This is a genomic window from Flavobacterium pectinovorum (genome assembly GCF_006438875.1).
GTDB lineage: Bacteria > Bacteroidota > Bacteroidia > Flavobacteriales > Flavobacteriaceae > Flavobacterium > Flavobacterium pectinovorum_A.
The window spans coordinates 65,811-79,688 of sequence record NZ_RCZH01000010.1 but is presented as its reverse complement, the minus strand read 5'-3'; the positions used below and the strand labels follow the sequence as shown (position 1 = coordinate 79,688).

The window sequence follows — 13,878 nt, the reverse complement described above, 5'->3', positions numbered from 1 at the left end:
GCTTAATTATTAAACGTGAAATTTAATCCTACAGAAATTGTCGTTGGTCTAGGATAATTATTGTATCTGTCAATTCCGGGAGCCGCTAATCCGGTTGTATCCATTGCTCCTGTTTGATTAATTCCGTCCTGAGCATTTAAACCAATTTCAGGATCTACACCTTTGTAACCTGTAATTACAAAAAGATTTTCTCCCATAAGATAAACTCTTAATTTTGAAGATTTTATTTTTAATGGCATCGTATAACCTACTGAAAGTGTCTGAAGTCTAAAGAATGAAGCATCTTCGATCCAGTAATCTGAATATTTTGGAGCAGATGTAATTCCTGTATTTAAGAAATTATCCGGCACGTTGAAAGTTGGCAATCTGTTAGGATCATTCAACATCATATTTGTAGCATTTAATGCTTTTTGTCCAAACATTCCGTATCCTGAAATACCAAGATCAAAATTTCCATACGTAAAATTCATTCCGATACCCATAGTCAATTTTGGCTGAATATTTCCTAAATCTGTTTTATCAGCATCTACTAAAGCACTTTCAGGAACTACAGTTCCCGCTGCATTATAGTACTGAATTTTACCCGTTGCATCAAGTCCCGCATTTCTGAATCCCCAGAAAGTTCCAACTGGATATCCTTCGGCAATAATTTGAGAATATTGTCCTGACATACCTGCTAATCCGTGTAATGATCCACTGTAGATTACGTCTGTTTTATAAGTAGGATTTGATAATTTTTCAATTTTTTGAACGTTGTGCCCTAATGTTAAATTAGCATTCCATGAAAATTTATCTCCTTTTATGATGTCTGCATTCAATGTAAGCTCAACTCCTTTATTAGACATTTCTCCTACGTTTGCCAACATTGTTCCTACTAAATAAGGAGGTTGTGGCACTTCGTAAGTATATAATAAATCGTCTGTGTTTTTAGAATAATATTCGAATGATCCTGTAATTCTATTGAATAAACTAAAATCTATACCAATATTCAATTGTTTTGTAGATTCCCATTTCAAATCAGGATTCGGGTTTTGTTTTGGAGAATAAGCCAAACTCCATGTTCCTGTTGCAGGATCGTAATAACTATCGTTTCCAACTCCTAAAATCGAAAGCGATTTGTATTCACCAATTCCATCCTGATTACCGGTAACTCCGTAACCAACTCTCACTTTCAAATTGTCTAACCAACCTTTTGTAGAACTCATAAATTCTTCGTTAGAAATTTTCCATGCCGCAGATGCAGATGGGAAAGTTCCCCATTTATTGTTTTCTCCAAAACGGCTTGAACCATCACGTCTTACTGTTGCAGTAAACAAATATTTGCTGTCATAAGAATAATTTGCACGTGCATAAAATGAAACTAAATTTGATTTTCCTTTATAAGAATAAACATCTCCTAAACGATAATTGTAACCTGCTCCTAAATTGTTGTAGCTAAAAGCATCTGTAACAAAACCGCTGCGCTGTGCTCCAAAACCTTCATAAATATTCTCTAAATACGAATATCCAGCAAGAGCTCCAATAGTGTGTTTGTCAATTACTTTGTTGTAATTTACATAAAGTTCTCCTTGTGCATTTGCATATTCTGCATACGTTTTTTGAGCATAACCATCTTCCGTTATACCTTCCATAACGGCGTAACTTGGTTTATAAGTACTTCCTTTTACTGCATTATGTTCGTATGAAATATTCCCTACAGCAGTAAAATCATTTAAGAACTTTACTTCTGTTTTAAAATATCCTAACAATCTGTGTCTTTCGTTATCAACCGTTCTGTTTGTTAAAATCTCAACAGGATTTTCGTAGATATTTCCGGCTACAGACGAAAACTTTCCATTAGAATCATATACCGGAATAGTTGGATTTAAATTATAAGTACGTTCAAAAACTCTATAATCTAATGGATGCCATTTGTCAACATTTGCAAATAAACCCATGTCAAATTTTACGTCTTTGTTATCCCCAAGATATTGGTAAGCACTTACGTTTCCGCTTAATCTTTCCAATCCTGTAGTTTTGATAACTCCTTCATTGTTCAGGTAAGAAAGTGACGTTCTAAAACCACTATCTGCTTTTCCTGAATTGATACTCAAAGTATGTGATTGCGAAATAGCGGTTTGCTCAATTGCTTTTTGCCAGTTTGTATTTCCGCCATAATCAATTGCGTCTTTGTTTCCGGTGCTGCGAACATATCCTCTCCATTGATTTGCTGATAAAAGATCTAAATTGTCTGTCACATAACCAATGCTTGATAAACCGCTGTAAACTACAGAAACACCTTTTGTTCCTGATTTTGTAGTAATGATAATTACTCCATTTGCTCCTCTTGATCCGTAGATGGCTGTCGCCGAAGCATCTTTTAATACGTCTACAGATTTAATATCTGATGGTTGAACCACATTGATATCAACACCCGCAATACCATCTACAACAATAAGCGGACTGTTACTTGCTGTAAGCGAAGTTCCTCCACGTAAACGTATTGTAGAACCCGCAGAAGGATCTCCTGAAGGACGAATTATACTTAATCCTGCAACTTTTCCCTGCAAAACCTGTTCTGTAGAAGAGATTGATCCTTTTACTAAATCATCCGCTTTAAGCGAAGAAATAGCTCCCGTTAAATCTGATTTCTTTTGAGTTCCATATCCCACAGAAACTACCTGAACCTCCGCAAGCTGATAACCATCGTTTTGTAAACGAACGTCTATATTTGCTTTTGTAGCTTCGGTAATTTGAACTTTTTGTGTGGTTGAACCAATAAAAGAAACTTCAATAGAACCTCCTACGGCTACATCCAGCACAAATTTTCCGTCAAAATCTGTTGTAGTGGCATTTCTCGTACCCGTCTCTATGATTGAAGCACCGGGCAACACATTTCCTGTGTTGTCATAAACGGTACCTGTTACATGCTTTTTTCCCTGAGCAAACATTCCTGCCGAAAGAAAAAGCATGAAAATCATGAATACCAGCGATTTAGTAGTCCACATTTGCTGTAGGACTATTTTTTTATTTTTACTATTCATATCTAGTTATTTATTATTTTTTTATCGGTCATATGTAATTCGCATAGCCATTATTCGTTTTATGACCAATTTTTGGATTATGCTCATTTCATTAGAATTGATGTTCTAATTTGATAGTGAATTATTTGTCTAAAGTTTTAAGAGGCATCGTCGTATCCGAAATCGTTTTGTCTTTATTGTCTTTTACCAAAACATGAATCTCAGTTAAATTCGCAATACCATTAAGTTCTGAAACCAAATTGACAAATCCTTTTATCTCAGCCGTTCCACCTGTAAATTCTCCGGTAATAATTTTACTTCCCGCAGTAATTGTGTAGATCAATTTGTTTACACCTGATTCATTATTTTTTCTTGACATACCAAGAAAATCTTTTTGACTGATTTGCAATGGAAAAAATCCAAAAACCGGCGCTGGTGGCGGTACATAAGCTCCTGCATACAAAACCTGATCCGGAGTTGTTGCTGCCCAATCGTCTTTTACCATCAGAAAAACTAAATTTTTCATCTCGTAACCGTCCGGAGCATTGTAATATGTTTTTGGAACCAAATCCATTTTATAAAAACCGTTTCCTAAATCTTTTAGCTTTGTTTTTTCTACAATATCCGGTAACCATGATTGATATTCTTGTTTAAGATCCCAATCGTTCAATCCGCTATGGATGTGCACACTTGAAGCACCGGCAAATCCCGGAATTAGATTAGCATTAAACAAAATACTTACTCCTTTATCAATAGTTGGTTTTGTTGGATAAGCTCTGATCAGCTCATTCGCAGTGTAAAATGATGAAAAATCAGTGTATGGCACATTCGCCACTTCGCTTTGTTTAGATCCGTTTTTGTTTTTTAAACGAAACCAAAATCCTGCGCTTGCTGCAATTTCATCCGGGGTTTTAGAAAAATACGTTGTTGGAGTCAAAGTAAAACTCCAAACTTTATCACCTTCATAATGTAATTTTGCAAAATCAGAAGAGTTTTCCCAGTTTCCTGCATCCGGTTCAGATGGTGACCACATCCAGAGATAAAGATCCTCGGTTTCTGCAAATGTGGTTCCTGAAAGATCAAAATACCAGGTTACCTTTTCATCATATTTGTACACTACCGGAAATGATGACATTGCACCTACAGCTCCCGCAGCTTCTTGCGCCTTCATAAAATTAGGAGCCATCAAAAGGGCAAGTAAAATTGTATATATAAATTTTTTCATATTACTTTTTAATTAATAACATTTAATTTGAATACATAAGACACGAACGGACTGCCTCCTGAAGAGTGTACCAATTGAAACTCCATTTCTCCACTTTTACCCGGAACGGAAGTCAATATAAGTTCATCAGTTTTTTGAGTTTTTTGAGCATCACTATACAAGTAGATTTTTGCAGGACCGTTTCCGGTTGTTTGTTGAAAGGCTGTGCTTAATTGCCAAAATCCTTTTGGAGCAAATAAGGCAGGAACATCGCCTGTCACTTCATAACTTGTTGGTACGTTTTTTTCGTCTACATTGAATTTGATTTTAAAATCTTCGTAGTTAAAATAGGTACTCAAGTTTTGTTCGTTTGGTTCAATCTTATTTGCCTTCGCAAATTCATCAACCATTTTCAAATTTGTTAATCCCCAGTTTCCGTTTACTTTCTCGTAAATGGTAATCGGATCAACGTAGCTCCCGTCATCTGTATTGTCACAGCCAATGGCAAATAGACACATAATAACAGCTAACCAATAAATACTTTTACATCTCATAAAATTGTGGTTTTTGTTAGTTTTTTATCCCTTTAAAAGGACAGCACGAAACTAGATGTTAAATAAATCTAAAAAAACTAATCTGTGAAAAATCAAGATGAAATTCGGATAAAATAAACACTACATAGTTAATAATCAATCGATTATGATTTTTCTATATTTACAAAAATCWAGGTATTGTATAGATGAAAAATGCATATAAATAATGGCAAAAATGACAATATGAAAATTAAATCATATTATTTTTTCACTATACATATATTTATTAGCTTTTTATTGTATAATTGCAAGTTATTAAACCACTTTTAACATTTCAAAACCATTTTAACGGACTTAACTTCCTTTTTAGATGCACTTTAGAAAGAAGTTACCTATTCTAAAAGTTGCTATTCATCAACTCTTAGACTAAATTTGAATTAAAAAACGAATTAACTCAAACTGAACTAAACAATTTACCCTAAACCAAACCAAACCATGCAAAGAATATTAATTCTATATTTTTTCATTGCGGGTTTTTCTCTAACTGCGAAAGAGACAAATCCTGTTCTAGAAGAATTAGATAGAGTACTGCTCAAAAAAGAGGTGTACTTAAAACAGAAGTATCATAAAATTGAAGCATTAAAAAGAAATGTTTCAAAATTTACGGTAAGTCAAAACAACGAGCAATTGTACAATACTTATATGTCACTATTTGAAGAGTATAAATCTTTTAAATATGACTCCGCTTATTATTATCTCGAAGAAGCCAAAATAAAAGCGATTGTTTTAAAAGACCCAAAATACCTGGCTAAAAGCCGAATTAAAGAAGGTTTTGTATTGCTTTCGTCCGGACTTTTTAAAGAAGCTATAGATACTCTGAATGTTATTGACGACAAAAAACTGGATCAGAAACATAAATTCGAATTTTATTCCATCAAAGCCCGCGCTTATTATGACCTCGCCGATTATAATCGCGATCAGCGTTTTAATATTCATTATGTACAGCAAGGAAATCACTATCTAAAAAAAGCACTGGAACTCATTGGCACTAATACTAACGAATATTGGGCCGCCGAAAGTTTAAAACGTTTAAAACAGCAGGATTGGCGTGGCGCCGAATTTGCGTTCAGCTATTGGATCAATAATTATGATTTACCACCGGATTATTACGGTATTGCAACCTCAAGTTTAGGTTATATTTATTCGGAAAGAGGATATACCAAAAAGGCCATTCAATATCTTGCCCTCGCTGCAATAGCTGATGTTAAAAATGCCACGAAAGAAACTGTTGCGCTAAGAAATCTTGCCAATGAACTCTTTAAAATGGGTTATCTCGACAAAGCCAACGAGTATATTAACATTGCCATGGATGATGCAACATTTTATAATGCAAGACATCGTAAAATTGAAATTTCGTCCATATTACCAATTATCGAAAAAGCGCAGCTGAATAATGTAAAAGACAAAAATGATAAGCTCGAAAAGATCATTATTCTGTTAACCATTCTAACGATAATTATCGTTTTGTTTTCGATAATTATTTTCAAACAATTAAAAGAAAGAAATAAAGCCCGAAAAATAATGGCTTCGTCTTATGCACAGCTTCAGGAAATGAATAGAAGTTTGAGTGAAGCCAATGCGATTAAGGAAGAATATATTACGTATTTTATCAAGGCAACTTCGGCTTTCATCAATAAGATAGATCATATTCAGAAAAGTACATTACATAAAATCATCACCAAGAAAACGGATGAAGTTATTGCGAGCTTGAAACGTTATAATGTAAAGGAAGAACGCGAGAATCTTTTCCATCAATTTGATGAAATTTTCCTGAAGTTATTCCCCACTTTTGTGACAGATTTCAATCATTTATTTCCAAATGATCACAAATGTATTGTCAAAAAAGGCGAACTTTTGAATACTGAACTTCGCATTTTTGCTTTATACCGATTAGGAATTCAGGACAGTAGTCAAATGGCAGAATTTCTGGAACTTTCTGTGGCTACAATCTACACGTACAAAACCAGAATCAAAAGCAAATCAGATTTTAAAGATACTTTTGAAGAGAAAATTATGGCGATTAAAACGATATAAATCAAAGTTTTTTCGCCACTAATTTCCACTAATTTCCACTAATTATTCTGTGTGATACTTCCTCAGATTGCATTTAATTATAAAAAATAATTAGTGAAATTCGTGAAATTCGTGGCTAACTTTTTTATTCTAAAGGCTCTAATTGAAGGATCACGTTTTGATATCTCTTTCCAAGAGAGAAAAGCTGTTCAACAAAAATCATAATTGCTAGCGGAACAAAGAAAAAGGTCTGCATATTTTCTTCGTATAAAAAATAAGTTGTAATGATAAAAATACGGGCATATTCCAGATAATACATCCACTTTCGCTGTTCTAACAAAGCACCACAATTGATTAAAGTAATCAGGATAATAGAAAGCACAAAAAGTTTATCCAGCATATTCAACAGATCAAAATAATAGGTAAAAATGGTTAAAACCAAAGTACACAACCCTAATTGAATATAGAGATAATTCCTAAACCTCAGTCTTTGATGCGGATTGGCTTTATCCTGCAAAAAACGCTTTTCTAATATAGGCCGAATATCCTGATCCATGTGCGCGGGACTTCCAAAAACGGCTTTCCATTTTTCCTTAAAACCTTTTGAGCGTTTCCATAATTCATAAATTTCGAAGTAATAATGAAAATGCTGCCATAAGAAACTATAGCTTTTTAGCGGATGCGTTAATCCATATTTTGGTCTTTCTTCTTCTTCCTGGAAAGTTCCAAAAATACGATCCCAAAAAGTAAACATATCGCCGTAATTTTTGTCTAAATATTTCTCATCAGATGCATGATGAATTCCATGAACTGAAGGCGTCACAAAAACATATTCCAGCCATTTTATTTTACCGATAAGCTGTGTATGTGTAAAAAAAGAATATGCACCGTGAACAATAAGCATTGTAATCACCATCGAAGGTTGAAAACCGGCAAAAGGCAAAACGCACCAAAATCCGGTTCGGACAATCGCCTGAAAAGTTGTAATTCTGGCGGCGGCCGTAAAATTAAATTCTTCGCTATGATGATGTACAATATGTGCTGCCCAGAAAAAATTGACTTCATGCCCCAATCTGTGATACCAATACCAGACAAAATCTGTTGCAAGAATTAGTGCGATCCACACAAAAACATTACTTGGAATATCAAAAATTCTATAATTGTCATAGATCAAATAATATAATTGATAGAAGCTTGCGGCTACAAATAAATTGATCAATCGCTCCGCAATACCAATGCTGATATTAGACACTGAGCTTTCGTAATTAAAAATTTCCGGTCTCTTTTTGCGCTGCGCTAATTTATATTCTAAAAATAAGAATAGAAAAAAAGCGGGCATTGCAAAAGCTAGAAAATTAATATGTTTCATTTTAAAAATTACTTTTTTGATTTATTTTACAAGTTTTGAAATCTATTTAACCTGTCCGCGCAATTATTTTTTAACGCATAGAGACATAGATTTTATGATTTTGAAAAAGGCGTTTCACTTACATTAACACATCCCGTCCCGAAGTTTCGGGATCGGGACTATGTGTGAGAAATGAGTTTCTTTTTGATTTACCTTTTTCAAAATCATAAAATCTATGTCTCTATGTGTTAAATATTTATTCCAATTCAACAAGTTTTAATTTTGTCTGTATTTTGGAGCTTCCAATGCTACTTCTTTTACAGATTGTGTATCGGCTACTTTTTGCAAAGCAATAACGTAAGCTGCAATACGCGGCGTAACATTATGTTTAAGTGCAATTCTAAAAACGGTTTCAAAACCTTTTTCAAGAATATCTTCCAGACGAGTATTAATTTGGTGAATTCTCCATGATTCCAAAAGCGAGTTTTGCAACCACTCAAAATACGAAACGGTTACTCCTCCTGCATTTGCCAAAATATCAGGAACCACCAAAACATTATTATCATGCAATATTTTATCAGCATCAGATGAAACGGGTCCGTTTGCACCTTCGACTATAATTTTGGCACGAATAGCATTGGCGTTCTTTTGCGTAATCACATCTTCTTTTGCCGCCGGAATTAATACATCAATATCCAAAAGCAATAATTCTTCATGTTTTATTGCAACAGAATTTGGATATCCCTTTATGCTTTTATTGTTTAGGTTGTAATACAGAATCAACTCTGGAATATTAAGTCCGTCAGGGTTGTAAAAAGCTTCAGAAACATCACTTACGGCAACAACTTTTAATCCTTTTTCGAATAAAAATAAAGCCGAATGCAATCCTACATTTCCAAATCCCTGAATGGCAACAGTTGATCTTGCCGGTCTTAGTCTTAATTTCTGAAGTGCCAATAACGTAATAATACTTACGCCTCTTCCTGTTGCTTCTACTCTACCCAATGAACCTCCGGAATGTAAATGTTTTCCGGTAACTACGGCGTGAATTGTTTTACCGTGTACCAATGAAAATTCATCCATTAACCAGCCCATTTCGTCAGGACCTGTTCCCATGTCCGGTGCGGGAACGTCTTTTTCAGGTCCAAAAATATCTGCTAATGCTTTTGTATAAGCTCTTGTAATTTTTTCTAATTCGGATTTAGAAAGTGTTCTTGGATCACAAATAATTCCGCCTTTTGCTCCTCCAAACGGAATTCCTGTTACTGCAGATTTCCAGGTCATCCAGGCTGCAAGCGCTTTTACTTCATCAAGATTTACGGCTAAATCATAACGGATTCCTCCTTTTGATGGTCCTAAAGCTGTATTGTGAATCACGCGATATCCTTCAAAATTTTGAATTGTCCCGTTGTCTAATGTAATGGCAAAATTAACTACGATTTGTTTTTCCGGTCGTTGTAATTTTTGCCTGATTGATTCATCAAGATTAAGAATATCCGCCGCGATATTAAAACGATCAATCATCGATTGAAAGGGATTCTGTTTTATAATTTCTGCACTCATAATATATATCTTTTAATTTGGGTTTGTGTGATTTAGATTTTTGTCCATTTTAAACACTTTCTGAACTGTTCTCAAAAAAGCATTTATTTTATCCATAATTACTGCATTCGACAACATGGAATTTTAATAAGACAACATTGCATCATTATATTGGTATTTCTATTTGATCTCATAATCCTTAATTTTTTAATAATTCTAAAAAAAGCCTTTCATGGTGCATGAAAGGCTAAAAAAAAAAAATAACTAACAAGTGTACTTTCTCTATTAACGCCATTTCATCACATGATTCATCATGCAGCACATCTTTGTGCTGCACATAAACGGGATGATATATAGACTACAGTTTTCCATTGTTATTGCAAATTTATAAATATATTTATAAATTCTATAGAATTAGTCGAGTTTATTTTACAAATAATAAAAACATAACATAAAAGAACCTGTAAATTAAGGTTTTATGTACTTTAAAAAATTAATTAAATTGCGAAATAACAATCAAAATAATAGAAATCAAGGCTAAAAAGATACCTAGAAAGTTAATTTTGGACAGTTTTTCTTTGAAGAAAAGTAATCCCACAAGACTTCCCAAGATAATAACTCCCATGTTCATTCCGGCAAAAACCGTCGATGGATTTTCGGCGAAAGCCTTATGTGCTTTTAAGTAAAATAGAATATTTCCAAAATTAAAAATTCCGACTAAACCTCCAAAAAGAATATTCTTAGGTTCTAATGTGACATTTTTAATTCCAATTTCATAAACACTAATAAGGATTGCAACGCCCAATGAAATACAAAAAACCACAAATAGCGAAGTCGTATAAGGCAAAGTAGTATATAATGCAATTTGTTTGAAAAGTATATCAATAACGCCAAAACCCACTAAAACCACAGCAGGATAAATCCATTTGTTTTCTACGTTTTCAGATTGTTTTCTTAGGATGAATAAAAGTGCCAGAAAACCAATTACAAGCCCGATTACTTTATAAGAGTTAAATTCTTCCTTAAAAATAAACCAAGCCGCCAGAATTGGGATAAATAAGGATAATCGTTGGGCTGCATCTATTTTTACGATTCCCATATGTTTTATAGAAGCTACTAAAAACAGAAAAACTACAGGCAATAAAACGCCAATCGCGATGTAAATATTCCAAGGTGCTTTCTCGTCAACTGTTGTTAGATCCGGACTAAATGTAAAATAACAAAGTGCTAATGCCAATACATAATTGAAAGTGACAATTTGAGTTGGATTTCCATTATACTTTCTGGTCATCTTGAAAATAACACCTACAATTACACTACAAAGAATACTTAAAACAAGAAACAACATAGGATTAATTTTTGACTGCAAAAATAGTATTTAAACTCCTTTAGTTTTATTTTTTGTTTCTTTTATTCCTGCCTTTTTAATTTCTAACAGTATAATTTTTCCCTTTTTATTTTTGATGAATTGCAATGTTGTATTATGATTGTCTGATCGAAAAAATTTCGTCTCAGATTCTGGCAACAACTCGATATTATAATCTACATAATACAATTTGTTATCTTTAGTTAGAATTTTAATATTTTCATAATCACCAATATATTGATTGTAAACTTGGGTATCAATAACTTTCTGAATGTGTTTGTAAGGAAGTTCAACTTCTTTACCAAAACATATTCCCGCTAAACCATAAGCGATATAATATGACTTTGACTGATTGTTGGATAAAACAGTAATGAAAACATGATCCTCTGTAAATTTATTTAATGAAGTCATTGCTCCAAAAAATCCGCCGTCATGCGCAATCAACTGATGATTTTGATTATAGAAAGGATTAATAACAACTCCAAAGCCAAAATTTTGCTTATTATATGATGTAAACATCTCTTTCTTTGATGCTTCTGATAATAAAATCTGGCTATCAAAAAGCGCTTTATTCCACAAATTTAAATCCTCAACTGTTGAATAAACGCCGTCATGTCCTAAATTAAAATTCCAGTTGATGTATGGATTTTTATTTAATTTATAATTGTCTAAATAATACAATTGCGTCATTTTATCGACTATTACATCATTGTTTGAAACACCGGAATTGTACATTTTTGCCTTATTAAATATGTTTTCCTTCAGAAATTCTGAATACGATTGTCCGGAAACTTTTTCGATAATTCTTCCCAATAAATAATAACCAATATTACTGTAAGCTGTACTTGTTCCAGGTTCGAACAAAAGAGGCTTTTTAGTTAAATAAGTATAAACGGAATCTTTATCGAGATTTGTTTTGGATAAATACAATTCGTCAAAATCCATTTGCAAACCTGAATTATGAGTCAGCATCATTTTTAAAGTGATTTTATCTCCTTTTGGAAAATCAGCAAAATATTTATTAAGAGGGTCTTGTAATGAAAGCTTTTTATTTTCGGCCAATTGTAAAATGGCAACAGCCGTAAATTGTTTTGAAACCGAAGCTAAACTGAATTTCGAATCTATTGTATTTTTTACCTTCCATTCGTAATTGGCAAAACCATATGCTTTTTTAAATACAACCGAATCGTTTTTAGAAACCAACACAGTACCACTAAAATCATTAATAGCAAACTGAGTGTCCATGTATTGTTCTAATTTAGTACTCAGTTCTTTTTGTGAATATACAAAAGTAAATACCAACAATGCAATTAGAGTTAACCTTGATTTCATGCTCTTATTTTGTACAATTAGTGATTATTTTATTAAGTGTTTTGTCAAGTAAGTCAATTTCTTGCATTGATAAACCTTCGAGTGCTGTTTGTCTGTTAGTTTTAATAACGGGTTGTATTAACTCGAGCGTTTTTAATCCTTTCTCCGTGATTTCAAGATTGAATTTTCTACGATCTTCTGCATGAATCGTTCGCGTTATATATTCTTTTTTAACCATTAATTCGATAATTCTGGTAATCGACGCATTGTCTTTAAAAACCAGATTTGCTAATTCGTTTTGAGCAATATTCTGATTTTCGCTTAATATAATTAACACCAAACCTTGATCTACAGTGATATCTTTTACAACTTTTTGAAATATTTTTTTGTGCCAGTTTTCTATATTCCTTTATGGCCTTTTCGATGGAATAGAAAGGAGTTCTGGTTGGATTTTCAAGTTTCATATTTTATTATTTGATACGAATATAATTGATATATCAATATAAATTATATTAATTCCTATTTTTTTTTAAATAAACTCGTTTAGATTTAAAACTTCGTAATTTACCGCAAAGTTCGCAAAGCTTTGTGTTTAATCAGCTTTGCGAACTTTGGGTTTGCTAAGCACGAACCAGAACAAAAAAACTTTGAGTGCTTTGCGGTAAAAATCTTTTCGATAACACTAATCACTTTTAAGCCAACCTGTAATACTCATTCTGGTATTTTGGGTAACCAAAACCTCATGAACTAATTCGTTACTTTTAAAGAAAACCGTTTTTCCCTGTGTGGGAGATATTTTCTGATTATTGTTTTCCTGATGAATCATCAGTTCTCCGCCATCAGCTTCTTGCCAATTACTATTAAGGTAACTAATCATCGAATATTTACGGCTTGGATTATTTTTGAACTGATCTAAGTGTTTGAGATAAAAATCGCCTTTTTCATATAAGGAATAATGAAATTCATAACCCGTAATTCCGGTGTAACAACTTTCATTCAAATACAATACAAAAGCGTCAATTTTATCAAAAAACTCATTTTCAAAGACATTATTATGCTTTTTGTCCAGCCAATATATAGAATCGCTTCTTATTGCGCCGTCATAGCTCAGTTTTTCAGAATTTCCGATTCCTGCAGCCTGCAATAGGCTTTTCTCATTTAAATCAAGTAAATTTTGCTTTAGATGATTGGCTAACTCCGGGCTCAGAAAATATTCTGCAATACCCACTTTATTTTCTATGTAAGAAGCAATTAAATCTTCAAAACTATTCTCCATTTTTATTTTAGGAAAACTGCAAATGCAGCCAACAGAGCAAGGTAGATGAAATTAAAATGGTAATGGGTTAATTTTCAATAAATAAAAATCGACAAGTATATAGATAATTGAAGATAGACAAAAGTTTACATTTAAAATCTTTGTCACAGTTTTTAAACTTTGACAAAGATAATTGCGCATAGAAAACCTGTTAGATTTTCTTGTCATCTCGATCCCGAGGCTT

The 13,878-nt window shown here is 33.1% G+C and carries 10 protein-coding genes; 1 reads left to right on the top strand and 9 read right to left on the bottom strand.

All coding sequences use genetic code 11. From position 1 onward, the window contains the following. Positions 1-2 precede the first annotated feature (2 nt). From EAH81_RS15770 to EAH81_RS15760, 3 genes are all read right to left on the bottom strand, one after another. The gene (locus EAH81_RS15770; protein ID WP_194150828.1) at positions 3-3,023 is read right to left on the bottom strand and encodes a SusC/RagA family TonB-linked outer membrane protein; all 3,021 of its coding nucleotides are present in this window, start codon (positions 3,021-3,023) and stop codon (positions 3-5) included. 121 nt (positions 3,024-3,144) lie between these two features. Further along, complete coding sequence (locus EAH81_RS15765) at positions 3,145-4,227, bottom strand: hypothetical protein (RefSeq protein ID WP_140508796.1); 1,083 nt, start codon at positions 4,225-4,227, stop codon at positions 3,145-3,147. Positions 4,228-4,235: 8 nt separating this feature from the next. Next, complete coding sequence (locus tag EAH81_RS15760; protein ID WP_140508793.1) at positions 4,236-4,760, bottom strand: DUF5004 domain-containing protein; 525 nt, start codon at positions 4,758-4,760, stop codon at positions 4,236-4,238. Positions 4,761-5,234: 474 nt separating this feature from the next. On the opposite strand from EAH81_RS15760, the gene EAH81_RS15755 reads away from it, so the two are divergent. After that, positions 5,235-6,833, top strand: a complete 1,599-nt coding sequence (locus tag EAH81_RS15755) for a DUF6377 domain-containing protein (protein WP_140508791.1) — start codon at positions 5,235-5,237, stop codon at positions 6,831-6,833. Positions 6,834-6,957: 124 nt separating this feature from the next. On the opposite strand, the gene EAH81_RS15750 is transcribed toward EAH81_RS15755, so the two are convergent. From EAH81_RS15750 to EAH81_RS15725, 6 genes are all read right to left on the bottom strand, one after another. Then, a complete protein-coding gene (locus EAH81_RS15750; RefSeq protein ID WP_140508789.1) occupies positions 6,958-8,181 on the bottom strand; it encodes a sterol desaturase family protein in 1,224 nt (407 codons plus the stop codon). A gap of 255 nt (positions 8,182-8,436) precedes the next feature. After that, on the bottom strand, positions 8,437-9,723 hold the full coding sequence (locus EAH81_RS15745) for a Glu/Leu/Phe/Val family dehydrogenase (protein WP_194150827.1): 1,287 nt from the start codon (positions 9,721-9,723) through the stop codon (positions 8,437-8,439). Positions 9,724-10,195: 472 nt separating this feature from the next. Next, positions 10,196-11,050, bottom strand: coding sequence for an EamA family transporter (locus EAH81_RS15740; protein ID WP_140508786.1), 855 nt, complete (start codon positions 11,048-11,050; stop codon positions 10,196-10,198). Between the two features lie 30 nt (positions 11,051-11,080). Then, positions 11,081-12,400: a serine hydrolase domain-containing protein gene (locus EAH81_RS15735; RefSeq protein WP_140508784.1), complete on the bottom strand. Its 1,320-nt coding sequence runs from the start codon at positions 12,398-12,400 to the stop codon at positions 11,081-11,083. Between the two features lie 4 nt (positions 12,401-12,404). Further along, a complete protein-coding gene (locus tag EAH81_RS15730) occupies positions 12,405-12,761 on the bottom strand; it encodes a MarR family winged helix-turn-helix transcriptional regulator (RefSeq protein ID WP_410501109.1) in 357 nt (118 codons plus the stop codon). Between the two features lie 300 nt (positions 12,762-13,061). After that, positions 13,062-13,655 carry a 2OG-Fe(II) oxygenase gene (locus EAH81_RS15725; protein WP_140508779.1) on the bottom strand — a complete coding sequence of 198 codons (594 nt, stop codon included), beginning with the start codon at positions 13,653-13,655 and terminating at the stop codon, positions 13,062-13,064. Between the last annotated feature and the right edge of the window lie 223 nt (positions 13,656-13,878).